Annotated in this window: 24 protein-coding genes, 1 tRNA gene and 1 pseudogene; 10 read left to right on the forward strand and 16 right to left on the reverse strand. The window is 61.2% G+C overall.

Going from position 1 to position 23,748, the window contains the following annotated elements:
* Nucleotides 1-9: 9 nt before the first annotated feature.
* Entirely contained in the window at nucleotides 10-795 is a 786-nt protein-coding gene (locus BLS48_RS22305; protein WP_091582201.1) for a DUF1499 domain-containing protein, read from the reverse strand.
* Nucleotides 796-974: 179 nt separating this feature from the next.
* The gene (locus BLS48_RS22310) at nucleotides 975-2,603 is read right to left on the reverse strand and encodes a fatty-acid--CoA ligase (protein WP_091582204.1); all 1,629 of its coding nucleotides are present in this window, start codon (nucleotides 2,601-2,603) and stop codon (nucleotides 975-977) included.
* A 192-nt stretch (nucleotides 2,604-2,795) separates the two neighbouring features.
* Here BLS48_RS22310 and BLS48_RS22315 point away from each other — a divergent pair, with 192 nt between their 5' ends.
* On the forward strand, nucleotides 2,796-3,152 hold the full coding sequence (locus BLS48_RS22315; protein WP_091582207.1) for a hypothetical protein: 357 nt from the start codon (nucleotides 2,796-2,798) through the stop codon (nucleotides 3,150-3,152).
* 146 nt (nucleotides 3,153-3,298) lie between these two features.
* Nucleotides 3,299-3,688, forward strand: a complete 390-nt coding sequence (locus tag BLS48_RS22320; RefSeq protein ID WP_091582210.1) for a DUF427 domain-containing protein — start codon at nucleotides 3,299-3,301, stop codon at nucleotides 3,686-3,688.
* A 62-nt stretch (nucleotides 3,689-3,750) separates the two neighbouring features.
* Here the strand turns inward: BLS48_RS22320 and BLS48_RS22325 are convergent, their stop codons facing one another.
* From BLS48_RS22325 to ppdK, 3 genes are all read right to left on the reverse strand, one after another.
* Nucleotides 3,751-4,491 (reverse strand): polysaccharide deacetylase family protein, encoded by a 741-nt coding sequence (locus BLS48_RS22325; protein WP_091582213.1) that lies wholly within the window; start codon nucleotides 4,489-4,491, stop codon nucleotides 3,751-3,753.
* A 139-nt stretch (nucleotides 4,492-4,630) separates the two neighbouring features.
* Nucleotides 4,631-5,734 carry a glycosyltransferase family 9 protein gene (locus BLS48_RS22330; RefSeq protein WP_091582216.1) on the reverse strand — a complete coding sequence of 368 codons (1,104 nt, stop codon included), beginning with the start codon at nucleotides 5,732-5,734 and terminating at the stop codon, nucleotides 4,631-4,633.
* 124 nt (nucleotides 5,735-5,858) lie between these two features.
* Nucleotides 5,859-8,537, reverse strand: coding sequence for a pyruvate, phosphate dikinase (gene ppdK / locus BLS48_RS22335; RefSeq protein ID WP_091582220.1), 2,679 nt, complete (start codon nucleotides 8,535-8,537; stop codon nucleotides 5,859-5,861).
* Nucleotides 8,538-8,762: 225 nt separating this feature from the next.
* Here ppdK and BLS48_RS22340 point away from each other — a divergent pair, with 225 nt between their 5' ends.
* The 3 genes from BLS48_RS22340 (at nucleotide 8,763) to BLS48_RS22350 (ending at nucleotide 9,599) form a co-directional block, all read left to right on the forward strand.
* Nucleotides 8,763-9,107 carry a VOC family protein gene (locus BLS48_RS22340; RefSeq protein WP_091582223.1) on the forward strand — a complete coding sequence of 115 codons (345 nt, stop codon included), beginning with the start codon at nucleotides 8,763-8,765 and terminating at the stop codon, nucleotides 9,105-9,107.
* A 127-nt stretch (nucleotides 9,108-9,234) separates the two neighbouring features.
* Nucleotides 9,235-9,309, forward strand: a tRNA-Gln gene (locus tag BLS48_RS22345).
* A 68-nt stretch (nucleotides 9,310-9,377) separates the two neighbouring features.
* Complete coding sequence (locus BLS48_RS22350) at nucleotides 9,378-9,599, forward strand: hypothetical protein (RefSeq protein ID WP_091582225.1); 222 nt, start codon at nucleotides 9,378-9,380, stop codon at nucleotides 9,597-9,599.
* A gap of 241 nt (nucleotides 9,600-9,840) precedes the next feature.
* Here BLS48_RS22350 and BLS48_RS22355 read toward each other — a convergent pair whose 3' ends face one another.
* The 6 genes from BLS48_RS22355 to BLS48_RS22380 all read right to left on the reverse strand — a co-directional run bounded on the left by BLS48_RS22355 (nucleotide 9,841) and on the right by BLS48_RS22380 (nucleotide 15,176).
* Nucleotides 9,841-10,569, reverse strand: a complete 729-nt coding sequence (locus BLS48_RS22355; RefSeq protein ID WP_091582228.1) for an ABC transporter ATP-binding protein — start codon at nucleotides 10,567-10,569, stop codon at nucleotides 9,841-9,843.
* Entirely contained in the window at nucleotides 10,569-11,333 is a 765-nt protein-coding gene (locus BLS48_RS22360; protein WP_091582231.1) for an ABC transporter ATP-binding protein, read from the reverse strand. Before BLS48_RS22360 ends, BLS48_RS22355 begins: the two co-directional genes overlap by 1 nt.
* A 2-nt stretch (nucleotides 11,334-11,335) precedes the next feature.
* Nucleotides 11,336-12,286 carry a branched-chain amino acid ABC transporter permease gene (locus tag BLS48_RS22365; protein WP_091582233.1) on the reverse strand — a complete coding sequence of 317 codons (951 nt, stop codon included), beginning with the start codon at nucleotides 12,284-12,286 and terminating at the stop codon, nucleotides 11,336-11,338.
* Nucleotides 12,286-13,197, reverse strand: a complete 912-nt coding sequence (locus BLS48_RS22370) for a branched-chain amino acid ABC transporter permease (protein WP_091582236.1) — start codon at nucleotides 13,195-13,197, stop codon at nucleotides 12,286-12,288. Before BLS48_RS22370 ends, BLS48_RS22365 begins: the two co-directional genes overlap by 1 nt.
* A 118-nt stretch (nucleotides 13,198-13,315) precedes the next feature.
* A complete protein-coding gene (locus BLS48_RS22375) occupies nucleotides 13,316-14,455 on the reverse strand; it encodes a branched-chain amino acid ABC transporter substrate-binding protein (protein ID WP_244529774.1) in 1,140 nt (379 codons plus the stop codon).
* Nucleotides 14,456-14,540: 85 nt separating this feature from the next.
* Nucleotides 14,541-15,176, reverse strand: coding sequence for an RraA family protein (locus BLS48_RS22380; RefSeq protein WP_091582241.1), 636 nt, complete (start codon nucleotides 15,174-15,176; stop codon nucleotides 14,541-14,543).
* Nucleotides 15,177-15,413: 237 nt separating this feature from the next.
* Between BLS48_RS22380 and BLS48_RS22385 the strand changes: the two genes are divergently transcribed.
* The 5 genes and pseudogenes from BLS48_RS22385 to BLS48_RS36795 all read left to right on the forward strand — a co-directional run.
* Nucleotides 15,414-16,190: an SDR family NAD(P)-dependent oxidoreductase gene (locus BLS48_RS22385; RefSeq protein ID WP_091582244.1), complete on the forward strand. Its 777-nt coding sequence runs from the start codon at nucleotides 15,414-15,416 to the stop codon at nucleotides 16,188-16,190.
* 7 nt (nucleotides 16,191-16,197) lie between these two features.
* Nucleotides 16,198-16,860 (forward strand): 5-oxoprolinase subunit PxpB, encoded by a 663-nt coding sequence (pxpB, locus tag BLS48_RS22390; protein ID WP_091582246.1) that lies wholly within the window; start codon nucleotides 16,198-16,200, stop codon nucleotides 16,858-16,860.
* Nucleotides 16,857-17,876 (forward strand): 5-oxoprolinase subunit C family protein, encoded by a 1,020-nt coding sequence (locus tag BLS48_RS22395; RefSeq protein WP_091582249.1) that lies wholly within the window; start codon nucleotides 16,857-16,859, stop codon nucleotides 17,874-17,876. The genes pxpB and BLS48_RS22395 overlap by 4 nt, the downstream gene beginning before the upstream one ends.
* A gap of 88 nt (nucleotides 17,877-17,964) precedes the next feature.
* Nucleotides 17,965-19,134: an epoxide hydrolase family protein gene (locus BLS48_RS22400; RefSeq protein WP_091582251.1), complete on the forward strand. Its 1,170-nt coding sequence runs from the start codon at nucleotides 17,965-17,967 to the stop codon at nucleotides 19,132-19,134.
* 30 nt (nucleotides 19,135-19,164) lie between these two features.
* Nucleotides 19,165-19,344: pseudogene (locus BLS48_RS36795) on the forward strand (oxidoreductase); the annotation flags it as partial.
* 83 nt (nucleotides 19,345-19,427) lie between these two features.
* Here BLS48_RS36795 and BLS48_RS22405 read toward each other — a convergent pair.
* The 5 genes from BLS48_RS22405 to BLS48_RS22425 are packed head-to-tail and all read right to left on the reverse strand — an operon-like array spanning nucleotide 19,428 to nucleotide 23,661.
* Complete coding sequence (locus BLS48_RS22405; RefSeq protein ID WP_091582254.1) at nucleotides 19,428-20,207, reverse strand: LamB/YcsF family protein; 780 nt, start codon at nucleotides 20,205-20,207, stop codon at nucleotides 19,428-19,430.
* Between the two features lie 38 nt (nucleotides 20,208-20,245).
* Nucleotides 20,246-20,641: a biotin attachment protein gene (locus tag BLS48_RS22410; RefSeq protein ID WP_091582256.1), complete on the reverse strand. Its 396-nt coding sequence runs from the start codon at nucleotides 20,639-20,641 to the stop codon at nucleotides 20,246-20,248.
* Nucleotides 20,631-22,004, reverse strand: a complete 1,374-nt coding sequence (gene accC, locus BLS48_RS22415; protein WP_091582259.1) for an acetyl-CoA carboxylase biotin carboxylase subunit — start codon at nucleotides 22,002-22,004, stop codon at nucleotides 20,631-20,633. Before accC ends, BLS48_RS22410 begins: the two co-directional genes overlap by 11 nt.
* A gap of 5 nt (nucleotides 22,005-22,009) precedes the next feature.
* Complete coding sequence (locus tag BLS48_RS22420) at nucleotides 22,010-22,450, reverse strand: acetyl-CoA carboxylase biotin carboxyl carrier protein (RefSeq protein ID WP_091582262.1); 441 nt, start codon at nucleotides 22,448-22,450, stop codon at nucleotides 22,010-22,012.
* 8 nt (nucleotides 22,451-22,458) lie between these two features.
* Complete coding sequence (locus tag BLS48_RS22425; RefSeq protein WP_091582516.1) at nucleotides 22,459-23,661, reverse strand: pyridoxal phosphate-dependent aminotransferase; 1,203 nt, start codon at nucleotides 23,659-23,661, stop codon at nucleotides 22,459-22,461.
* Nucleotides 23,662-23,748: the final 87 nt, after the last annotated feature.

Consider the following 23,748-nt stretch of genomic DNA (forward strand, 5'->3'; position numbering starts at 1 on the left):
CACCGATGCTTATTCGGCCGGAGCTGCGCCAACCTGGCCGGCGACTTCCTGGTCCAGTTCCGCGAGGAAATCGGTGATGCGCGCGGCATTGTCGCCGAGATCGTAGCGGCCGTAGCGGGAAGCCGACCGCATGTCGACGATGATGGAATCACCGTCGTCGGTCACGCGGATCGCCACGTCGGCGGGAAGACCGAGGACAAAGCCCTTGGCTACAGCGGCAATCGTCACCTCGCTTTGCCCGCTGACATCGGGATAGGGTTCGGTTAGATCCCAATCGCGCCGATCGAGCACGGTTTCGACGGCATCCACGACAGTGTCGAATGGCAGATTATAGCTGCGCCCGCTGACCAGTGGATAGCTCTCGGTCTGCAGCCGCTGTTCGCCGGGCGTGGACGGGGCGAGCACGTTCATGTCCTTGGTCCGGTCGCTGACGTCGAGCACCGGCGGATCATCGAAATCCGTCGTGATATCCCTGAGCGGCGGATAGATTGTCGCCCAGTAGGCGGCAACGCCAAAGGGTGTGAGCACGAGCAGCGCCAGCAGGACGCCGACCGTCAGGTCGCGTCCACCGCGGTCACCGAAATTCCACAGCCTCGAAAAGGCAAATCCGGCAAACAGGAGTGCCAGGGCCGCCAGCAGCGCGACAATGCCCAGTACCCACAAGAAAACAGGTGTTTCGACAAGGTCGAAGCGATGGCCGATGAAGACGGTCAGCAGCAACACCACCGAGAAGGCGGCGGTGCGCCGCGACCATCCGGCCGCCTTCGACGTCTGCCGTTCAGGAATGCTAACCATTGTTTTCTGCGCTGCCCCAACCCGAACAGAGACTTAGCGCATGACCCCGAAAATCGGAATCGATTTTCGGGGTCATGCGCCAGTCAAAAATGCTACAGCGCCCTTTGCTCGCCCGAAAGGGCGCGCGGCGCTGTGGTGCCTTTTGGCGGCGGCTTGAAGCCGAGACACGCAACATCCAGTCAATCCGTCGGCAAGCGGTAATCCTTGAACTGCTGGCGCAAGGTGATCTTCTGGATCTTGCCGGTGGCGGTATGCGGGATCTCGCCGACGAAAGCGACATCATCCGGCATCCACCACTTGGCCACCTTGCCGTCCATGAAATCGAGGATGTCCGCCTTGGTCGGTTCCTTGCCCGGCTTGGCAACGATGACCAGCAATGGCCGCTCGCCCCATTTCGAATGCTGGACGCCGATGGCCGCCGCCTCCGCGACGTCGGGGTGGCCGACGGCCAGATTCTCGAGGTCGATGGTCGAAATCCACTCGCCGCCGGACTTGATCACGTCCTTGGCACGATCGGTGATCTGCATATAGCCGCCGGCATCGATATGAGCGACGTCTCCGGTGTCGAACCAGCCGTCCTCGTCGAACTGCTCCGCGCCCGCGCCGCCATAGTAGGCGCGGGCAACGGCCGGGCCGCGCACTTTCAGCCGGCCAAACGTCTTGCCATCCCAGGGCAGCGCCTTGTTGTCGTCGTCGGTCACCTTCATTTCGACGCCGAAGGGCGGGTAGCCCTGTTTCTGCTGGATGTCGAGCCTGGCCTCACCCTGGAGACCGGCATATTCCGGCTTCAAGGTACACAGCGTGCCGAGTGGCGACATCTCGGTCATGCCCCAGGCATGGATGACCTGGACGTCGTAATTCTGCTGAAACTTCGTCATGATCGCGCGTGGACAGGCCGAGCCTCCGATAACGACCTTGTTCAGATAGGGAAGCTTCTTGCCGGTCTCTTCGAGGTATTGCAGCAGCATCATCCATACGGTCGGCACGGCGGCGCTGAAGGTCACTTTCTCGGTGTCGAGCAATTCATAGATCGAGGCGCCATCCATCTTGCAGCCAGGCATGACCAGCTTGGCACCGATCATCGGCGCGCTCTGGCCAAGGCCCCAGGCATTGGCATGGAACATCGGCACGACCGGCAGGATCGTATCGCGCGACGAAAGCCCCATCGCGTCAGGCATGGCGGCGATCATGGCGTGCAGCACGTTCGAACGGTGACTGTAGACGACGCCCTTTGGATCGCCCGTGGTCCCCGACGTGTAGCACATGCCGGCGGCGGTGCCTTCGTCGAAGACCTTCCAGGCGAAATCGCCATCCGCCTCATTCAGCCACTCCTCATAGGCAACCACATTCGGCAATGTGGTCCGCGGCATGTGCGCCTTGTCGGTCAGCACGACCACCTGTTTCAGCGACTTGACGGCGCCGGCGATCTTCTCAAGCAGCGGCACGAAGGTCAGGTCAACGAAGATTGCCTTGTCCTCGGCATGGTTCATGATCCAGACGATCTGCTCGGGAAACAGCCGTGGATTGAGCGTGTGATAGATCGCGCCAATGCCCATGATGCCGTACCAGGCCTCGATGTGGCGTGCGGTGTTCCAGGCCAGCGTGGCGATCCGGTCGCCCAAGCGATAGCCGTCGCGTTCCAGCCGCTGGGCGACCTTCAGGGCGCGGCGATGGATGTCCGCATAGGTAGTGCGCACGATCGGCCCCTCGATCGAGCGCGAGACGATCTCGCGCACGCCATGCTGCCGCTCGGCGTTGTCGATGAGTTTGTGGCACAGCAGCGGCCATTCCTGCATCAGTCCCAGCATTCGTTCCTCCCCTACGCTTTTGCGTTCTTGCTTTTCGCTCCATTGTGGAGCGAACCGGCGGTTTGTCCAGTCACCGGCCCGGGGAAGCGCTGTATTGATCGACAGGTCTGGGAAGACCGCCACAATCCGGCCATCGTCGGCGTTAAGGTTCGTTAATGGGCAAGGGGCGATTGGCGACTGAAAGAGGTTCGCATGGACGCGCAGCTCGACGACAAAGCGCTCGAAAATACGCTTGCCGAAAGCCTGGCCGATCTGGTGCCGGATACAAAGACTGTTTCCGAAGACGAATTTGTTGAAGTTGTCGGCGGCGCGCTCGAAGCGGTCGGCGGCACATTGCTGTTCAAGATGTGCGTCCAGAACGAAGGTGAAGGCCAGCACGTAGCGGCCGCATCCGTCGGCGACGGCGGCAATCGCCAGTTCCTGCTGCTCACCTTGCCGACCGGCGGTGGCTCCTTGAAGGTCGAGACCGCGTCGCGAAGCAATAACCCGGTGGCCGGTATCGCAGCCGCCTATGCCGGGCTCATGGATGCGTTCAAGGCAGCTGCCTGACTCTCGGCGGACAGGGCCCGTCTCAAAGGCGCGAACAGTCGGCCCGAGCCCTGCGCAAGTGGCCTTGCGTGCAGCATGGCGACAGCAGGTCTTGCGCAACGCACTTGCACGACACACTTTAAAGTCGAGGCAAGGAGACCCCCCGCATGGATCAGATCGCCAATCCGGCACCCGGCTTTCAACGCAATCCAGACAAGGTCATTGCCATCGAGCCCTATGTCGGCACCGTCACCGTGCGCGCCGGGGACACGGTCATCGCCTCCTCCACCAGGGCCAAGGTGCTGACCGAGGCCCCCTATCCCCCGGTCTTCTACATTCCGTTCGCCGACATCGATTTCGGCAAGCTCCGCGGCACGGAACATTCCACCCATTGTCCCTACAAGGGCGATGCAAGCTATTGGAGCGTCCTGCCTGCCGGCGAGACCGGCCAGAATGCGATGTGGGCTTATGAGCGGCCGTTCGACGAAATGACTGAAATCCGCGCCCACGGCGCATTCTACGCCACCAAGGTCAGCATCGAAGCCAGACCAGGCTGAGCGGACGGCAGCCACTTTTCGGATCCGCGAGGCACCGAAAGCGCTGATGCGCTGGACCGCCGTTAGTCCGTGGTGCCGTGATTGCCGATGCCGTCGGCATCGTCGAGCCGCACAAAGGTCAGACCTTTTTCCTTCAGCGCCAGCAGGCCCTGCACCACGCCTTCGCCGGCGGCATGGGTCGGCTGGTTGATGTGGGCGATGATGACGTCACCATCCTTGGCCGCCGCGATGCGCCTGGTGGTTTCCCTGGCGCCGAGCAGCGACCCACCGTCGCCGTTTATCGAGAAGCCTGCAATCTTGAAGCCAAGCTTGCGGATCATCGCGATCGCCGACGGGCTGTATTCGGCGGTTGCCCCGCGAAACCATTTCGGCGCCGGCTCGCCGGTCCTGGCAAGGGCAGTGGCACCCGACTCGACCTCGGCCAGAACCGCGTCCGGGCTGCCGGCGCTGCGGATGCCGTAAATCTTCTGCGGCGTGTCGACCGCCGGGACATGATGGCCGCCGTGATTTTCCAGTTCGAACAGATCGGGATGCGCCCGCATGATCTCGACGGCGGCGGCGTTTCGCTTCAGCCAGATGCCGGTAACGAAAATGGTGGCGGGAATCTTGTTTTCCACCAGCGTCGAGAGAATGCGGTTGTCGGTCTGTCCGCCGCAGGCATCGAGCGTCAGCGCAACGCGACCCGCCCCGCTTGCATCCGGCTGGATGTGCAGCGTGGGCTCGACCAGCGGCGCGGCGTTGCCGCTGGATATCACCGCCAACGAGATGGCGAGCATGCAGAGATGTTTTTGCAGCGGGTGCATCAATTCCTGACCGGTATTTTCAAGTGGGTGTCCCAACACCCGCATGAAGGCGGAAATCGGGATGGTGCATAGCAGAAAAGCGCAAGGCGCGACAATTTGACTGTCCGCGTGGTGAGACCGATGCCTGCCACGCATGATCTCAGATGGCGCGCTCCAACTTCACTTCGGTGCGCGAAAGGAGTTCAAGCACCGCGTCGACGACAGGCTTGACCTCGAGGCGCCACACACAGAACGCCTTGCCGGGATCTGGCCAGCTGCACAGGTTCCTGTCGACACAGTGGCAAGGTATCGGTGGCCGAACCACAATGCTGGATACGCCCACGGGCCCCCAGCGCGACGGGTTCGTCGAACCGAACAGCCCGACAACCGGGGTTCCCGCCGCCGCGGCCATGTGCATCGGGCCGCTTTCGTTGCCGAGAAACAGCCTGGCCTGCGCCAGCACCGCCAGCAGCCTTTCAAGCGACAACTGCCCAACCAGATTGACGACCGCTGGCGCTGTCCGAGCGACGATGCGTTCTGCAATCCCCTGCTCGTCCGGGCCACCCACCAGGACGACGTCTAGGCCGGTTTCGCCCGTGATCTCGACGATCGCCGCGGCAAACCGCTCCGGCTGCCAACGCCGCCCCTCGAAGCTTGCACCCGCATGCACGGCCACAAAGGCATTTGGCCGCAGATGATGCTTGCCCAGGAGTGCCAATGCCCTTGCCGTCTCGACCGGCAGCGGTTGTATGCGCGGAACCGCCACGCGGAGGCCGATGCCAAGCGCCTGGAGCGGCGAAAGATAGCGATACAGAAAATGCTGGCCGCCAAAACCATATGGCTTGGCAAAGACATTGGCGGGCTGCCGCTCCAGCAGACGCAAGGGCCTTTCGGGAGGGTCGTAGCCGACACGGGTGTTGGCGTTGACAAACCCGCTGATGATGCGCGACGTCTTTGAATCGGTCAGGTCGATCGTCAGGTCGAAGTGGAAGCGGCGCAACGCCCGCACCATGGCGTAAAGCTCTTTTGCCCGCTCCAGGGTGGTGCCACGCATGCGGGCCCGGCTGAATGTGACCACCTCGGAAGCGATGCCATGGGCGATCACGAAGCTCTCGAAGCGGGCCTCGCACAGAAACACGAGCCTGGCGCCGGGGAATTCAAGCCGCAGCTTTTCCGCAAGCGCCGAGGCAAGGACGAGATCTCCCATGAACTTCGTTTGAATGACCAGGATCGAGCGAAACGGCGCGGGTGAGGTCTGCAACATCTGTTTCCGGAACAATTGGCGGGACGTCCGCAAATTGGCTGGGAACAATGTCGAGATTGCGCGATGCCGTCAGCACGTTCGCGTGAATTATCTTACAAAACGGTAAGCTCGATCTGGATGGGTCCTATCCGTGGCCTGCCTTGGCGACCAGCACCGCCGCCTGCGCTGCCGCCAGCCTGGCAATCGGCACGCGATAGGGCGAGCAGGACACGTAGTCGAGGCCGACCTCTTCGCAAAAGCGGATCGAAGCCGGGTCGCCGCCATGTTCGCCACAGATGCCGAGCTTGATGTCCGGCCGCGTCGCCCTGCCCTTTTCGGCAGCCATGCGCACCAGTTCACCGACGCCGTCGATGTCGAGCGAGACGAACGGATCCTGCTCGATGATGCCCTTCTGCCGATAGGTTTCCAGGAACGAGGCCGCGTCGTCGCGCGAGATGCCGAAGGTCGTCTGGGTGAGGTCGTTGGTGCCGAAGGAGAAGAACTCGGCCGTGGCGGCGATGACATGGGCGCGGATCGCGGCACGCGGCAATTCGATCATCGTTCCGGTCAGATAGTCGATCTTGACGCCGGTCTCCTCCATGACGCTCTTGGCGACGGCATCGATGCGCGCCTTCACATAGTCGAGCTCCTTCACGAGACCGACCAGCGGCACCATGATTTCGGGAACGACCAGCGCGCCGGCCTTTCGGCCGGCCTCGACGGCGGCTTCGAAAATGGCGCGCGCCTGCATCTCGGCGATCTCAGGATAGGACACCGCTAACCGGCAGCCGCGATGGCCGAGCATCGGGTTGAACTCATGCAGGGCCTCGGTGCGCTGCCTGAGCTTGTCCGGCGACACATTCATGGCGGTAGCGACTTCAGCAATTTCCTCCTCGGTCTTGGGCAGGAATTCGTGCAGCGGCGGATCGAGCAGACGGATCGTCACCGGCAGGCCTGCCATGATTTCGAAGAGTTCGAGGAAATCCGAGCGCTGCATGGGAAGAAGCTTGGCAAGCGCGGTGCGCCGGTCCTTTTCCGTGTCGGCCAGAATCATCTCGCGCATCGCGACGATACGCTCGCCGTCGAAGAACATGTGCTCGGTGCGGCAAAGCCCGATGCCTTCGGCGCCGAAGGAACGCGCCATGCGCGCGTCGAGGGGCGTTTCGGCGTTGGTGCGCACCTTCATACGGCGCACGGCATCCGCCCACTCCATGATGGCGGCGAAATCGCCGGAAAGTTCCGGCTGCAGCATCGGCACGGCGCCCTTCAGCACCTGGCCGTTACCGCCGTCGATGGTGATGATGTCACCCTTGCGAAATGTCGATCCCATCGCCATCAGCGTGCCGGCCTTGTAGTCGACGCGCAGCGAACCGGCGCCGGACACGCAAGGCTTGCCCATGCCGCGCGCAACGACGGCGGCGTGGCTGGTCATGCCGCCGCGTGTCGTCAGGATGCCTTCCGCCGCATGCATGCCGTGAATATCTTCGGGGCTGGTTTCGATGCGCACCAGGATCGCCTTGCGGCCTTGCGTCTTGAGCTCCTCGGCGTCGCCGGAGGAAAAGACAATCTCGCCGGTGGCGGCACCTGGAGAGGCAGGCAGGCCGATGCCGACAACGTCGCGCGCCGCCTTGGGATCGATGGTGGGATGCAGCAATTGGTCGAGAGAGGCCGGATCGATGCGGGCGACAGCTTCCTCCTTCGTAATCAGCTTGTCGCGGGCCATATCGACGGCGATCCTGAGCGCCGCCTTGGCGGTCCGCTTGCCGGACCTCGTCTGCAGCATCCATAACTTGCCGCGCTCGATGGTGAATTCGAGATCCTGCATGTCGCGGTAGTGTTTTTCCAGACTGTCGGAGATGGTGACGAAGGACTGGAAGGCGTCCGGCATCAGCTTCTGCAAGGATGGCTTGTCGGAGCCGGCGGCGATGCGCGCCGCCTCGGTAATGTTCTGCGGCGTGCGGATGCCGGCGACGACGTCCTCGCCCTGCGCGTTCACCAAAAACTCGCCATAGAGCTGCTTTTCGCCGGTCGACGGGTTGCGGGTGAAGGCAACGCCGGTGGCCGAGGTTTCGCCCATGTTGCCAAACACCATTGCCTGGACATTGACCGCCGTGCCCCAGCTTTCGGGGATGTCGTGCAGACGCCGGTAGGTGATGGCTCGGTTGTTCATCCAGCTTGAAAACACGGCCCCTATGGCGCCCCAGAGCTGTTCATTCGGATCCTGCGGAAACGGCTTGCCAAGTTCTTCCTCGACCTTGGCCTTGTAGAGCGCGATGACGCCTTGCCATTCGAGGGCCGTCAGATCGGTATCGAGCTCATGGCCGAGCCCGCCCTTCTGGTCTTCGAGGATTTCCTCGAACACCTCGTGGTCGAGGCCCATGACGACATCCGAATACATCTGGATGAAGCGGCGGTAGCTGTCATAGGCAAAGCGCGCATCACCGGAATCGGCGGCGAGCGCCTCGACCGTCTCGTCGTTCAGCCCGAGATTGAGCACGGTATCCATCATGCCCGGCATCGAGGCACGGGCACCCGAACGCACCGAGACCAGAAGCAGTTTCGACGGGTCGCCGAACCGGCGGCCGGTCAGCCGGCCGATGTGATCGAGCGCCACCGCGACATCCTCTTCCAATCCTGCCGGGTAAGTGCGGCCATTGGCATAATAGGCGTTGCAGACCTCGGTGGTGATGGTGAAGCCCGGCGGCACCGGCAGGCCCAGACTGCACATCTCGGCCAGGTTGGCGCCCTTGCCGCCCAGCAGATTCTTGTCGCCGGCACGGCCTTCCGCCGCACCGTCGCCAAAGGTGAAAACCCATTTGGTCATGCTTTGCTCTCCGGTTGCAGGAGATTGGAAAGATTGGCGAAACGGAAAGTTCCGCCGTGTCCGACTTCGGAGCGATATGATGCTGCAGTGCGAAAGGCAAGGCGTCAGGGACGTCGTCCGGCTGCTACAATCGATTAAGAAAAAGTTGTGTCCGAAGATGCGGCAAAAAGACTTGCCACTCCAGAACCCCAGGACTAGAACATAAAGGGAACGAAGAGGTACGCCATGAAACTGTCTGGAAAACTCGACTATCTGGAATTGCCGGCGACCGGCGGAACGCTGGACCGGCTCAAGGCTTTCTACAGCACTGCCTTTGCCTGGTCTTTCACCGACTATGGGCCGACCTATTCGGCCTTTGCCGAGGGCCTGGACGGAGGCTTCCAGGCCGACGCCGCGGAAGCGCCCGCCAAGCCGCTGCCCGTGCTCTATAGCAAGGATCTGGAGGAAACGCTCAGCGCTGTCGAAAGTGCCGGCGGCATGATCGTCAAGCCGATCTTCGCGTTCCCCGGCGGCCGGCGCTTTCACTTTGTCGATCCGGCTGGAAACGAGATGGCGGTCTGGTCCGAATAGCCCGTTCGCTTGCCGTTTGGCGGCGACGGCAGTTAGCCCATTCGGGCGTTCTCACCATCATTCATAAGCATTGTGCTTTTTGGCTGCTCTGCTAAGAACGCGCCGCACAAGCGACTCTGACGGCAATTGGGGCGTCGCCAAGTGGTAAGGCATCGGTTTTTGGTACCGACATTCCCAGGTTCGAATCCTGGCGCCCCAGCCAACAAATCGCTAAGCTATTGTTATTCATTGACTTTTTCTTCAGGGATAGTTGGGCGACACCGAGCGCGGTTGGAATATCTTGATCAAGCGCCGGCTGAACAGCGCGACGCTCTGCGCAAAGACGACTTTGATAAGGCCAATCCCGCCACCCAAGTCGTGATGGCTCGCCGCAATTTGTCCGAGGCCAACCTTGGCCCTGGCGAATACAACCAAATCCGACAGGCTATTTTGTGCGCCAGCATCGATATCATCGGCGAACTCCATGCGCGGCAAGAAGGCGACTACGACTAGACTACAACTAAAAGACAAGCTCGCTAAAGCGGCAAGCCGAGAGAGCGACAGTCCCCGTTTCAGCGACCCCGAATCTCTCTTCGACCTTTTCAGAAGTCGCCGAGGCTTTTCGATCCGACCAAATGATGACAGCGCCAAGCCATTGGCGTCCCGATCCCGGAGCGATAGAGGTTCAATCGCATGGAAGGGAGTGGGAGCGCAGCAAAGCGAATGCGACGAATGGCGGAACAGTCGCTGAAAGCTACGCGGCAACGCCACCCAGATAGGCGCTGATGACCGCTTCATTGCTCGCAAGATCGCTGCCTGGTCCCTCAAGGACGATGCGGCCGGCTTTCAGAACATAGGCGTAGTCAGCGAACTTCAAAGCAACCTTGCTGTTCTGCTCTACCAGTAAGATGGTCACGCCTTCGCGATTGAGACGCTGTATGATGTTCATGACTTCCTTAATCAATTGCGGCGCAAGTCCCATCGACGGCTCATCAAGCAGCAGCACCTTCGGCTTGGCCATAAGGGCTCTGCCGATAGCCAGCATTTGCTGTTCTCCCCCGGACAGGTTCCTTGCATCGCCATTCTGCCTGCGCGCCAGGATCGGGAAAAGTTCGAATACATGATCCAGCCGCCGGCGCCGCTCGATGTCGTCGGCTAAGGTGAACGAGCCCAGGTCGAGGTTCTCTTTAATCGTCATATCGCCGAAAATACGCCGCCCCTCGGGGACGTGAACGAGCCCGCGATGAGGCAAGCGATGGGCAGGAACCCTGGTTATGTCCTCGCCCAGGAAGCAGACAGTGCCAGAGGACGCCATAATGAGGCCCGACAGCGTGCGCAAAGTCGTACTTTTGCCGGCGCCGTTCGCGCCGAGCAGTGCCACGACCTGACCGCGTTTGATCGACAGGCTAACGCCATGAAGTGCTTCGATGCCGCCATAGCGCGTGACGATACGGTCGGCAGCAAGAATAATATTGGGGTCCATCAATCCTCCGAACCTAGATAGGCTTCGATGACCCTGGGATCTACGCGCACGACCTCTGGCCTCCCCTCGGCGATCTTCTGGCCGTAGTCAAACACCACAATCTTCTCCGACACCTGCATAACCAGGCCCATATCGTGCTCGATCAAAAGGACGGTGATGCCGGTCTCTTCGCGAATCCGACGGATCAAATGTACCAGATCCAGCTTCTCACGCTCGTTCAGGCCAGCGGCCGGCTCGTCTAGCAGGATGAGCTCGGGCGTCGACGCCAAGGCTCTTGCAAGTTCAAGTCGTCGCTGGTCGCCGTAGGATAGACCACCGGCAAGACGATGCGCATGCTCCGCGATGCCCACGAAATCGAGCCAGTGCGTTCCGACCGCACGTATCCTCTCCTCTTCGCGCAGCTGGGACGGCAAATGCAGGATTGCCGAGACAATGCCGTGGCGGCTACGGCAATGCTGCCCAGACATGACGTTTTCCAGAACGGACATTTCCTTGAACAGCCGGATGTTCTGAAATGTACGGGCAAGGCCGAGCGCGGTGATGCGATGCGGTGCCAAGCCCATGATGGGCCGGCCGCCAAGTCTGATCGAACCGCCCTTCGGCTTGTAAAACCCGGTCAGGCAATTGAAGAGTGACGTTTTGCCAGCCCCGTTCGGCCCAATGAGGCTGTTGATGGCGCCCTTCTCAACCGAGAACGAGATGTCGTGAAGGACCTTCAGTCCCCCAAAACTGAGGCGCAGATCGCGTACTTCGAGCAAAGCCATGGTCAAACTCGCTTGTCCGGCCAGAGCCCATTCGGCCTGAAGAGCATGATTGCCAGCAGCGCAACCGCCGTCACCAATGGACGATAGGTGCCCGCCCCGCGCAGCACCTCTGGAAGCAAGGCCACTAGAATGGCACCCAGAACGACGCCAGGAATGCGACCCATGCCACCCAAGACGACACCGAGAAGGATGAGAAGCGATTGGTTGAAGGTGAAGCTCTCCGGTGAGATGGCCGTCATTTTGGCGGCGTAGAGGCACCCAGCCACGGAAGCGATCACCGCCCCCATCATGTAGGCCTGCAGCTTGGCGGAGACACGGTTGATACCGATACCGGCGGCGGCGTCCTCATCATAGCGAACATAAAACCAAGCTCGTCCCATTCGTGATCGCTCGACGCTCAGGCAGACGAAGGCGGTTAGCAGTGCGAGCACCAGGAAGGCATAGTAGAAGTGCTGCACCTGCATCAGCTTGAAGCCGAAGATCTCCGGCCGCTCGATGCCGACGAGGCCGCTGGCGCCACCGGTAATGTCGAGGTTGCGCGCGATGATGCGCACGATCTCGCCAAAGCCCAGCGTCACGATCGCCAGATAGTCGCTGCGCAGCCTCAAGGTCGGAGCACCGATGATGATGCCCGCCACGCAGGCAGCCGCCATGGCAACCGGGATAGTGAGCCAGAAATTGAACCCGAATTCCGCGGTCAGGATACCTGATGTGTAGGCGCCTACCGCGAAGAAGGCAGCGTAGCCGAGATCGAGCAGCCCCGCATAGCCGACGACAATGTTAAGGCCGAGGCATAGGACGACATAGAGAAGTGCCGTAGTCGCCACCTCCGTCACATAGGCGTTGACGAATTGCGGCAGCACCACCGCGCCAGCTAGTGCCGCCAGCGCAACTGACCAGCGGATCAATCGCGGTCGCTTGGTCGCTTGCAAAATCGTTGCTCCGTCGACCATTACACGCGCTCCACAACAGAGCGTCCAAGAAGACCGGTCGGCTTGAACACAAGGAACAGGATAAGGGTCCCAAACACGAAGACGTCACGCCACTCCGATCCAACGAAGGGCAAGGACGATCCGTAAGCCTCGAGTAGGCCGAGCAGCAGGCCGCCGAGCATGGCGCCGGGCACGCTGCCAATGCCGCCTATGACCGCGGCGGTGAAGGCCTTCAGCCCCATGATGAATCCCATGAAGAAATGCACACTGCCATAATAGGCACCGGCCATGACCCCGCCGCCGGCGGCGAGCGCCGAGCCCATGAAGAAGGTCAATGCGATCACCCGGTCGACATCGATGCCCATCAGGCGGCTCGCCCCCATGTCGATCGACACGGCACGCATCGCCTTGCCGTACATGGTGCGTGAGACGAAGGCCTGCATGCCGGCCATGAGAGCGATCGAGGCCGCGACAAGCAGCATCTGAGTGTAGGTGATGTGAACGGTGGAAATGTCGACACCGGCGAAACCAAGGTCGGTGTTGAATGCAAAATGCCGCCCACCCGTCAGGGCGAGTGCCGTGCCGTTCAAGACCATCGAGGCACCAAGCGCCGTGATAAGAATGGAGAGGCGCGGCGCATTTCGCATCGGACGATAGGCGAAGCGTTCGATGACGACGCCGAGCAAGCCGACAACCAACATCGACACCAGCAGGGCGCAGACCACCCCAAACCAGCCGTTACCGACCCATAGGCCCATGAAGGAAAACACGATCAGCCCAACGAAGGCACCATTCATGTAGATGTCGCCATGGGCGAAGTTCAGAAGCTTGATGACGCCAAAGACCATGCTATAGCCAAGCGCGATCAGGGCATAGAACGATCCTACGATAAGGCCGTTCACCAGTTGCTGAATAACCAGGTCGAGCGTCATTGATGCTCCGGGTGCAGAATTGAGGAAGTCTTGCCAGGCGCAGCTCAGTGCGCATCAGGCAATCGGCAACAACGCCGAGGCGGCACAAGACCTACCTCGGCGCCAACCTGTTTCGCCCTTATTCGACCGCCACCCATTTGCCACCCTTGGCGATTACCGGGCGGAAGTTCGACGTCTGAAGTGTGTTCTTGTCGGTGAACTTGATTTCACCGGCAATGCCTTTGAAGTCGCTTGCCTTGAGCGCCTCTATGATCGCCTTTTGATCCGCCGACTTGGCCCGCGAGATGGCATCGACGATCAGGTCGCCGACGTCATGGGAGAGAGCTGCATATGCGCCGGCGTCACGGCCATAGGCTTCCTTGTACTTGGCCTTGAAGTCGCTCGCGCCAGACAAAAGGTCGACGGTGGGTGGGGACAGTAGATATACGCCCTCACCGGCTGAACCGGCGATTTCTAGATACTCGGGCGAATTGTTGCCGTCACCAAGTACCATGCCGCCTTGGAACCCGGCCTGCCGAAGCTGCTTCGTAAGCAAAGCACCGCCTGCATGGTAAGCTGTCCAGAAAACGGCATCGGCGCCGCTTGCCTTGACCTTTGTGACGACCGCCGAGTAGTCCTGCTCGCCCGCGGTTGTCGTTTCCCTGGCGGTAACCTCCCCGCCAGCGACTTTAAAGGCGTCGGCAGTCAGCTTGGCCAGGTCGGACGAATACGCATCGCCTTCGTCAATGATCGCGACCTTGCTGTAGCCATTCTTCTTGAAGAGGTCGACGGCCGTTGTCGCCTGCATGTCTCCGGTCGAATTGGCGAGGAAGGCGTTGCCCTGATTGGCGCTCACCAGTTTGGTCGAATTCGCGCCGATGATAACGAACGGAATGCCGGCGTCACCATAGATCTTCAATGTCGGCAAGACAGCACCCGAGCAATAGCCGCCGACGATAGCGGTCACCCCCTCCGAGACAAGCTTGCTGCCAGCGGTTACCGCCTGTTGCGGATCGCAAGCGTCGTCGGCGGTCGTAGTGATGATCTTGTCGCCGTTGACGCCGCCTTTGGCATTGGCAGCGTCGATCGCCATCTTCACGGCGTTTTCCATATCTTGCCCCTCGCTGGCCAGTTGGCCAGTCATCGGAGCGACAATGCCGATCTTGATGTCCGCAGCCGCAGCCACCGTTGTCATGACCAACCCGGCAAGGGCGGTCGCACAGGCAAGCGTTTTGAAGGAAACAACCATAATTCTCTCCATTTTCCCCTGTTGGCGCATCCGGGTAACATGCCCGCAATGCATTCTGCTTGTTACCTAACCGCTTGTGGGAGGTATGGCGTGACTTCCCCCCTTGGCCGGTGGATCAATGAGTGCCGCGGGGCGGGTTGGCATACGCCCCCTGATAGCGTTTCTCTTTGATGGTCTGCATGATTTCGGCCTCGCGCGCTTCTTGTGCACGCACGGCGACCAGCAGCGCGGCGGCTCCATCGACTGGAAAGGCCACGACGCCATCCTCGTCGCCCACAACGATGTCTCCCGGACTGACGACCATGCCGCCTACGCACACCGGGACATTGATAGCTCCGGGGCCATCCTTGTAGGGTCCAAGATGGATGGCAGACCGTGCAAAGCATGGAAAACCATTGCGGCCGATGGCACCGGCGTCGCGGATAGCGCCGTCGATGACGATGCCGGCAGCGCCGCGCGAGGCTGCAACGCTCGTCATTATCTCGCCGACCAGCGCACGCCCCTCATATCCACCGCCATCGACAACAATGACATCCCCCGGCTGCAAGAGATCGAGTGCACGGTGGATGAATTGGTTGTCTCCCGCTCGCGTCCTGACCGTCAGCGCCCTGCCCGCCATCACGCCGCTGAGCCTATGGAATGGCCGCAGTCCGACGGCTCCGGGGACACGAGCGAGGTTATCGCTGATCAGCGGCGTTGCAAAAGCGCGGAACGCATCAACAAGCTCGCTTTCCCGAGACACATCCGCCATCGCCGCTCTCCCTCATTCGGTGAAATGTGTGAATATATTATCCAATCACACTTACGACACAAAAGTCAACCGACCTAAAATGGTCCACTGAAAAAAGCCTAAGACCGCTCAGGACTGCCTTTAGATCGACCCGGCGGGTCATTTGCCCTCGCCGCTCGGGCTTGCCATATAACCCAAGTTTACGATAGATTGGATAACATATCCATTTGGTAAGCAATCTCGAAAAAAGGAACCGCCGTGAAGCACGCAGGAAAAGTCGTGATCGTAACCGGAGCAGCACAAGGGTTAGGTCTTGCCTGTGCCGAGCGCTTTCATGCCGACGGTGCAAATGTCGTGCTTGTCGACGTAAAGGCAGATCGCGGCCGCGAGCATGCCGAACGTCTCGGCGATCGCGCCTTCTGGCTATCGGCGGATCTCTCCGAATGCACCAAGGAAATGGCGGCCGACATCGTTACCCAGACCAAGAAGCGGTTCGGCGGCGTGGACGTGCTCATCAACAATGCCGGCGTCATCCACCTGGATGATTTCGTCGACTTCCCCGAGGAAGCTTTCGACTGGGTCCAGCGTGTCAATCTCAAGGCGCCCTTCCTTATCGGTCAGGCGGTGGCACGGGTCATGATCGCACAGGGGCGTGGCGGCTCGATCATCAACATGTCGTCGATCAACGCCATTCTGGCCATTCCAAACTCGGTGGCCTATGCCGTATCCAAGGGCGGCATCAAGCAACTAACGGCAGTCATGGCCGTTGGATTGATCCCGCACAACATCCGCGTCAATGCCATCGGCCCTGGCACCATCCTGACCGATATGGTCAAGAACTCAGTTATGGCGAGTGAGGAGCAGCGCAAGACGATTCTGTCGCGCACGCCAAGCGGCAGATGCGGTCAGCCCTCGGAGATTGCCAGCGTCGCTTCATTTCTCGCCAGCGACGATGCCTCCTACATTGTAGGCCAGACAATCTATCCCGACGGCGGGCGCCTCGTCCTGAACTACACGGTGCCGGTCAAGGATTGATCATATCATGGCTACCGAGACGCCTCGCATCAGTCTTGCAGGATTGGGCGCGCTGCTAGTCGATGGCGCGCAGGGCACTTTCAGCGATTCAACCCAGGAGTTGGTCTGGGCGGTTGCGAACACCGCGCTGACCCTTGAAGGTGTGCGAGAAGCCGTGCCTGGCATGAACAACCTGCTCGTGGTGTTTGACCCGCTCGCCGTGGACCCGCAAACCATTGCCGAGCAGCTGAAGTCGCTCTGGGGCAGCACCGATGCCCACGCGGTAGCTGGCGCGCATCACACTATTCCCGTCAGCTATGGCGGCGAACGGGGTGAGGATCTTGCTGGCTGGGCCGCGCATTGCTGTATGTCAGTCGACGAGGCCGTCCAGCGTCACGCCGCGGCCACCTACACCGTTGCAGCCATTGGCGCCATGCCAGGCTTTCCCTATCTGTCCGGTCTAGACCCACAGCTTGCCTGGGCAAGGCGCGGCACACCTCGCCTCAAAGTGGCAGAGGGCGCCGTTATCATCGGTGGCCCGCAAGCGGGCATCATGCCGATGACCGCCCCCTCCGGTTGGCACATTCTCGGCCATACGGACATAAAGCTCTTTGACGTTAATGCGCAATCGCCTGTGCTGCTGAGACCCGGAGACAAGATCCGATTCGCTATTTCGGAGATCCGAGCATGATCGAGATCCTTACTACCGGCCTACCGAACACGGTTCAGGACCTCGGCCGGCCCGGCTATCTGGCGCTGGGTGTCAGCCGTAGCGGCGCCATGGACAAGGACGCGCTGGCAATCGCCAATCTTATGCTTGGCAATGATCCTTCCGCAGCCGGGATCGAGGTGGCGATGCATCCATTCCGCCTTCGCGCGCTCGTAGACACCGCTGTCGCCATCACTGGCGCCTGTTGCGTCGCAAGCGTCGGCGGCCGCCCCTGCCCGCCATGGTGGGCCACGATTATCCGCGCAGGCGAGACTGTTGTCCTCGAAGCCCCCCGCTTCGGTGCTCGGTCCTACATCGCCTTTGCTGGCGGACTTGATCTGCACCCAATCATGGGCTCGTGCGCGACAGACGTGAAAAGCAATTTCGGCGGCCTTGCGGGACGCGGTCTCTCCCGCGGTGACAGGCTTGCACTAAACCCAGCGGAATACCGCCTGCCGTCAAGCGGTCTTGGTGTGGCGTTAGAGGAGAGGCGCGGCGCGGCGGATGGCTTTGCCTCGGCAATCGAACTGCGTGTGCTTCCGGCAGCCGAGTTCGACGCCTTCACGCCTGCTTCCCAGGCAGCCTTCAGTGGCAGCGACTGGAGCATTGCCAACGAAGCCAACCGCATGGGATATCGCCTGTCCGGAGAAACGCTCTCGCTTGCCTCGCCCCTGGAATTACTTTCGCACGGCATCGTACCGGGCACCGTCCAGGTGCCCCCGTCCGGCCAGCCGATCATCCAGCTCGCCGATGCCAACACGTGTGGCGGCTACCCAAAGATCGCAACAGTGATCGAGGCCGATTTGTGGCGTCTCGCGCAGGCACCCATCGGGGCACGGCTGCGCTTTATTTGTGTTTCAATTGAAGTGGCGACAGAAGCGCTTCGTAGCATTCACAGGTGGCGTCACGCCTTTGTCGCAGCCCGCAAACAGATGACTGGAAGCCGCGGCCAAGTCGATATTTTGCAAGACAGTGTGACAGACGCTCAAAGGACTTGATCACGCTCTTCTTCGTCAAAGGACTGCGATTAGGCCAGCGATTTCCGCATCCGCTTTATTCGCAACGTAGCAGCGAGCATATACGTTCATGGAAATTCGCCCTTTCACGATCCATGTTGCCCAGACCGATATCGACGAATTGCAGAGGCGCATTGCAAACTGGCGTGAGCCAGACCAATTGCCGGGAATTGGGTGGGCTCAGGGAACGGAGCACGAGGAACTGCGTCGAGTCGTCCAGCACTGGCGAACGGGCTTCGACTGGCGCAGCCATGAGGCCTCCTGGAACACCCATCCGCACTACCGGACAGATATCGGTGGCGAAACCATCCACTTCATCCACGCACGCGCCGCTATTCCGACCGACAAGACAATCATACTTACCCACGGCTGGCCAGGCAGTTTCCTTGAGTTTGGCAGGCTTCTTCCACTCCTTCGCGATCCGGCCTCGCATGGCGGCAAGGAAGAGGATGCCTTCAACGTGGTGATCCCATCCATACCGGGGTACGGCTTTTCAAGTCGGCCAAGCAAGCCTGGTCTCAACCTGTTCGCCATTGCCAACCTCTGGGCCGAATTAATGAACCGGTTGGGCTACGATCGGTATCTGGCACAAGGCGGCGATCTCGGCGCCAGCGTGGCGACATGTCTGGCACATGCCGACGCTCGCCATGTTGCCGGGGTGCATCTCAATTTCATCCCCGGCACGTTCTCGCCACCGCATGATGCAAGTCCAGCCGGCGATCTGACCGCTGAAGAACGCGCTTTCCTCCAACTAAAAGCAAAATGGGCGGATCTGCACGGCGCATACGGTCATATCCAAGCTACGCGTCCGCAAACACTTGCCTACGGCCTGACGGATTCGCCCGTTGGGCTCGCGGCATGGATGATCGAGAAGTTTCGTGAGTGGAGCGACTGCGGTGGCAATCTGAGCAGTGCCACATTTTCGCAGGACGACATGCTCGCAAACATCTCACTGTACTGGTTCACCCGGACCATTGCCTCGTCCATGCGCCTCTATTGGGAAACTCGCGCCCGCCCACTTGCGTTCCCACCAGGCACTGCGATCGACGTTCCGCTTGCATTGGCTTTGTTTCCGAAAGAATTGCCGATGCCGCCAAGGAGCTGGGTCGAGCGCGTGTTTCGAGATGTGCGCCGATGGACGGCGATGCCGCGCGGCGGCCATTTTGCAGCTCTCGAAGAGCCTCTCCTGATGGCAAATGACCTGAGAGCCTTCGCCAGGGACCTGGAGTTTTCCTGTTAGGCGAGTGTGCAACGGCTCAAGAGGGATAAAATGGGTAGAGCCATTGTCCTAAACATCGATGCCTTGCATGAGCTCGTCTATGCAATTTTCGGTAAGGCTGGATTGAACCCTATCCAGGCCAGCGCCCATCGTACAGGTCATCGTCGCAGCGGAACGAGACGCGCCTGCAAGTCATATGGTGTCTACCGGATTGAAGGAGTCCTGCGGACGACCTCGCGGGCATCGCCCCAGCGACGTCTGGCTTTGAAATGGCGGTGACTACCCCGTTCGACCCGCCGTATACTAGGTTGTGCTCAGGGCGCCGCCGAGAACGCCCTTATGCTGACGCCACTTTCTTCAAGCCGGGCCCGCACGCGCGCGGCGATGGTGACAGCCGCCGGTGTGTCGCTATGAACGCAGATCGAATCGATCGGTGTCTGCAGCATCTGGCCAGAAATCGTCTCGATGGCGCCTTGCTCGACCATTCGGACGACCCGTTCCGCCGCCTTTTCGGCATCGTGGATGACCGCACCCTCCAGCTTGCGGGAGACCAGAAAACCTTCCTCTGTGTAGGCGCGGTCGGCGAAAATCTCGGACCTGACCGTCAGGCCCGTATCGCGCGCGATCCTGTCCTGGAAGCCCAGCGCAATGGCCAGGCATATCAGGCTGGGATCGACGGCCTTGACCGCGCGCGTTACGGCTTCGGCGATACTGCGGTCAGCCTGGGTAAGGTTGCCCAGTGCTCCATGCGCCTTCACATAGCGGATCGGATGGCCGGCATAAGCGGAAAGCGCCTGCGCCGCGCCGATCTGGTAGGCAACTAGCCTTTCTACCTCGTCTGCGGAATGCGGGATGATGCGGCGTCCAAACCCCCACAGATCGGCGAAGCTCGGATGCGCGCCAACGGCAACGCCTTTCTCGAGCGCCATCGAGAAAGTGGCCGCCATGATCTCGGGGTCCCCGGCATGAAAGCCGCAGGCAACGTTGGCAGAGCTCACGATATCGAGGATCGCCGCGTCGTCACCGAGCCTGTACGCACCGAAGCCCTCGCCCATGTCGGAATTGATATCGACTTGCAGTTGTTTAGCCGTCATGGCGCTTTCCTAATGGTTCGAACGATCGCCTGTTGCCTTCAAGCCAGCGCGTAGAGCGGCGTGCCGTAACCGACGACTGCCCCGTCCTCGACCAGCGCCGCGCCCAGCACGCCGTCTGCCGATGCCAAGACTGCTTTCAGGCATGGACCAACCTGCAGGACACCGACCGTCTCGCCCTTGCGGACTGTCTGGCCAGGTTCGGCAACCGGGTGGCCGGTGGTTGGGTGATCGAGACGGAAGATGCCGACGCCGAGCGCGCGCACGCATTTGAAGACCGTCTCGCCTACCGGCGCTCTGGCCGCCGCTACACGTGTTTCGGCAACAGCGGGTTGCATCCGCAGGCGCAGCGAAAACCCCGCCTCCGACATTTCGATCTCGCCGATGCAAGCGCTTGCGCACCAGGCGGCCAGCCTTTCGATCTCCTCAATCGTCATTGCCGCCTCGTCGCTCGAGCAGACCGCCTTCAATGAGATGTTCGAGGTGATGGATATCGAAGCCTCCGGCGACGAAGCCGGGCTCCTCCATCAGGATGCTGTGCAGCGGCGCGTTGGTGGCGATGCCGACAGCCTCCATCTCGCCCAGCGCCCCGCTCATACGCCGGATCGCCTCGGCCCGCGTCGCGCCATGCGCCAGCAGCTTGGCCACCAGCGAGTCGTAATGCGGCGGCACCGTGTAGCCGGAGTAGAGATGCGATTCGACGCGGATTCCGGGACCGCCGGGCGGCGTCCAGCGCTCGACCCGACCAGGGTGCGGCCGGAAGCTATAGGGATCTTCAGCGTTGATGCGGCATTCGACGGCGTGACCCTGAATGTGGATGTCTTCTTGGCTGAACGACAGGGGTTCGCCCCGTGCGATGCGGATTTGCTCACGTACTATATCGATGCCGGTGACGAGTTCGGTAACGGGATGCTCCACCTGCACGCGGGTGTTCATCTCGATGAAATAGAAACGCCCGTCGTCGTAGAGGAATTCGAAGGTGCCCGCGCCGGTGTAGCCGATGGTCGGGCATGCGCGGGCGCACAGGTCGCCGATCTCGGCGATCGCCTCGCGGGCGATGCCGGGCGCCGGCGCCTCCTCGATGATTTTCTGATGGCGGCGCTGCATGGAGCAATCCCGCTCCCCAAGCCAGACCGCCGTACCGTGCCGGTCCGCCAGAATCTGGATCTCGATATGGCGCGGGTGCTCAAGGAATCTCTCCAGATAGACTTGCGGGTTGCCGAAGGCCCGCCCGGCTTCCTCTCGCGCCAGCGACACGGCCTCCATCAGTGCGCGCTCTTCGCGCACGATGCGCATGCCGCGCCCGCCGCCGCCGCCCGCCGCCTTGACGATGACCGGATAGCCGATGGCTTCGGCATTGGCGCACACGGATTGCTCATCCTGCGGCAGCGCCCCCTCCGAGCCTGAGACGCAGGGAACGCCGGCAGCGATCATCGTACGCTTGGCAAAGACTTTGTCGCCCATGGTACGGATGGCCGCCGCTGACGGCCCGATGAAGGCAAGGCCGGCATTCTCGACAGCCTCGGCGAAGGCCGAGTTCTCAGATAGGAAACCATAGCCCGGATGGATGGCGCCCGCGCCGGTGAGCTGCGCGGCGGTAATGATCTCTGCAATGTTGAGATAGCTCTCCGTCGAGGCAGCCGGCCCGATGCAGATCGCCCTATCCGCCAACGCAACATGGCGAAGGCTCGCATCGGCTTCCGAATGCGCCGCCACAGTCTTCAATCCGAGGTCGCGGCAGGCGCGCAGGATGCGTAATGCAATTTCACCGCGATTAGCGATAAGGACAGTGTCGAACATCGCCCTTACCCCACGTCTTCCAGAACGAACAGTACGTCGCCGGACTGCACGGCGGCATGGTCGTCGAAAGCGATCTGCACAATCCTCCCGGCGCGATCAGATTCCACGACATTGAACGTCTTCATGGCTTCCAGGACGCCGACCTTCTGCCCTTCCTCAACCACATCGCCGACCGAAGCGAGCGGCGGCTCACCTTCGGTACTGGAACGGTAGAACACGCCCGTCAGCGGCGCGCGGATCGAATGCCGCGCGATGGACGGAGCCGTCGGAGCCGGATTTGAGGAAACGGCAGTGCCTAGCGCTGGCCCTGACTGCAACGAGGCAGATTGCTCCGGTTTCGCCTGCCTAGAAATGCGGATGCGAACTCCGTCGCGCTGGACCTCCAGGTCACCAATGGGCGAACGCGAGACAAATTCGATTAGTCTTTGGACAAAGTCGAGATCCATGGTCGGGACTAACGCAACGCTTCGACGGCCTCGGCGATACGCCCGATCGCTTTTTCGATCAGGTCCATCGACGTGGCTATGGAAATGCGGAAATGCGGCGACAGGCCGTAAGCCGAGCCCTGGACCACCGCGACCCGCGCCCGATCGAGAAGGTAAAGTGAGAGGTCATCGTCGCTGCTGATAATAGTGCCATCCGGGCGTCGTCGGCCAATCAAGGCCGAGCAATTGGGATAGAGATAGAAAGCGCCCTCGGGCGTCTGGCAGGTGAAGTCAGGAATCGCGCGCAACAACTCCAAGGCGCGGTCGCGCCGCGCCTGGAATTCGAGCGTGCGCGGGCGAAGAAAATCCTGACGACCTTCCAGCGCGGCTATGGTAGCGGCCTGCGAGATGGATGACGGGTTCGACGTGCTTTGGCTCTGCACTGTCGCCATGGCGCGGATCAGCGCCTCCGGCCCCCCGGCATAGCCGATCCGCCAGCCGGTCATGGAATAGGCCTTCGACACGCCGTTGACCGTCAGCGTGCGGTCCTTCAGCCGCGGCTCGACAGCGGCGATGGTATGGAACGCGCGCCCATCGAACAGAATGTGCTCGTAGATGTCGTCTGTCAGCACATGGACATGCGGGTAGTCGAGCAACACCTCGGCCAGTCCGGCAAGTTCGTCACGGCTGTAGACGGCGCCTGTCGGGTTGGATGGAGTGTTGAGCAGCAGCCACTTCGTGCGCTCGGTGATGGCTTCCCGCAAGGCTCGCGGTCTCAGCTTGAACCCTTCCGCCTCCGTACAGGGAACTACCACAGGCTTGCCTTCACTCAGCAGCACGATGTCGGTGTAGGAAACCCAATATGGCGCGGGAACAACCACCTCGTCACCCGGGGCGAGCGTTGCCAGCAAGGCGTTGTAGATGACCTGCTTTGCGCCGCCCGCGACAGTGATTTGGGAGGGCTTGTAGTCGAGGCTGTTCTCGCGCCTGAATTTCTCCGCCACCGCCTTCTTCAGCGCGGCCGTGCCGTCCACCGACGTATACCGCGTCTCACCCCTGCGCATGGCATCGTAGGCCGCCTCGACGATGTGTGGGGGCGTCGGAAAGTCCGGCTCGCCCGCGCTCAAGCCGACAACGTCGATGCCGGCCGAGCGCATTTCAATTGCCCGAGCGGTGACCGCCATACTGGGGCTTGGCTTGATGACGTCGAGACGGGGAGCAATGAGGCCCACGGAACGTTCCTCGGTGTGGCTGCCCAACCTTACCAGGGCAGATGGCGTTCGTGGAAATTGGATAATGTATTCTAATTTTTCCGTCAA

The organism is Mesorhizobium qingshengii (assembly GCF_900103325.1).
Classification (GTDB): domain Bacteria; phylum Pseudomonadota; class Alphaproteobacteria; order Rhizobiales; family Rhizobiaceae; genus Mesorhizobium; species Mesorhizobium qingshengii.

Excerpts from the sequence above, each read along its gene's own strand:
- BLS48_RS22310 (WP_091582204.1), bottom strand. The coding sequence starts at position 2,603 with ATGCTGGGACTGATGCAGGAATGGCCGCTGCTGTGCCACAAACTCATC.
- BLS48_RS22375 (WP_244529774.1), bottom strand. The coding sequence starts at position 14,455 with ATGCGCCAACAGGGGAAAATGGAGAGAATTATGGTTGTTTCCTTCAAA.
- BLS48_RS22420 (WP_091582262.1), bottom strand. The coding sequence starts at position 22,450 with ATGGATCTCGACTTTGTCCAAAGACTAATCGAATTTGTCTCGCGTTCG.
- BLS48_RS22330 (WP_091582216.1), bottom strand. The coding sequence starts at position 5,734 with ATGTTGCAGACCTCACCCGCGCCGTTTCGCTCGATCCTGGTCATTCAA.
- BLS48_RS22365 (WP_091582233.1), bottom strand. The coding sequence starts at position 12,286 with ATGGTCGACGGAGCAACGATTTTGCAAGCGACCAAGCGACCGCGATTG.
- BLS48_RS22400 (WP_091582251.1), top strand. The coding sequence starts at position 17,965 with ATGGAAATTCGCCCTTTCACGATCCATGTTGCCCAGACCGATATCGAC.
- BLS48_RS22340 (WP_091582223.1), top strand. The coding sequence starts at position 8,763 with ATGAAACTGTCTGGAAAACTCGACTATCTGGAATTGCCGGCGACCGGC.
- BLS48_RS22360 (WP_091582231.1), bottom strand. The coding sequence starts at position 11,333 with ATGGCTTTGCTCGAAGTACGCGATCTGCGCCTCAGTTTTGGGGGACTG.
- BLS48_RS22405 (WP_091582254.1), bottom strand. The coding sequence starts at position 20,207 with ATGACGGCTAAACAACTGCAAGTCGATATCAATTCCGACATGGGCGAG.
- BLS48_RS22320 (WP_091582210.1), top strand. The coding sequence starts at position 3,299 with ATGGATCAGATCGCCAATCCGGCACCCGGCTTTCAACGCAATCCAGAC.
- pxpB (WP_091582246.1), top strand. The coding sequence starts at position 16,198 with ATGGCTACCGAGACGCCTCGCATCAGTCTTGCAGGATTGGGCGCGCTG.
- BLS48_RS22370 (WP_091582236.1), bottom strand. The coding sequence starts at position 13,197 with ATGACGCTCGACCTGGTTATTCAGCAACTGGTGAACGGCCTTATCGTA.
- ppdK (WP_091582220.1), bottom strand. The coding sequence starts at position 8,537 with ATGACCAAATGGGTTTTCACCTTTGGCGACGGTGCGGCGGAAGGCCGT.
- BLS48_RS22305 (WP_091582201.1), bottom strand. The coding sequence starts at position 795 with ATGGTTAGCATTCCTGAACGGCAGACGTCGAAGGCGGCCGGATGGTCG.
- BLS48_RS22325 (WP_091582213.1), bottom strand. The coding sequence starts at position 4,491 with ATGCACCCGCTGCAAAAACATCTCTGCATGCTCGCCATCTCGTTGGCG.
- BLS48_RS22410 (WP_091582256.1), bottom strand. The coding sequence starts at position 20,641 with ATGACGATTGAGGAGATCGAAAGGCTGGCCGCCTGGTGCGCAAGCGCT.
- accC (WP_091582259.1), bottom strand. The coding sequence starts at position 22,004 with ATGTTCGACACTGTCCTTATCGCTAATCGCGGTGAAATTGCATTACGC.
- BLS48_RS22380 (WP_091582241.1), bottom strand. The coding sequence starts at position 15,176 with ATGGCGGATGTGTCTCGGGAAAGCGAGCTTGTTGATGCGTTCCGCGCT.
- BLS48_RS22355 (WP_091582228.1), bottom strand. The coding sequence starts at position 10,569 with ATGGACCCCAATATTATTCTTGCTGCCGACCGTATCGTCACGCGCTAT.
- BLS48_RS22395 (WP_091582249.1), top strand. The coding sequence starts at position 16,857 with ATGATCGAGATCCTTACTACCGGCCTACCGAACACGGTTCAGGACCTC.
- BLS48_RS22315 (WP_091582207.1), top strand. The coding sequence starts at position 2,796 with ATGGACGCGCAGCTCGACGACAAAGCGCTCGAAAATACGCTTGCCGAA.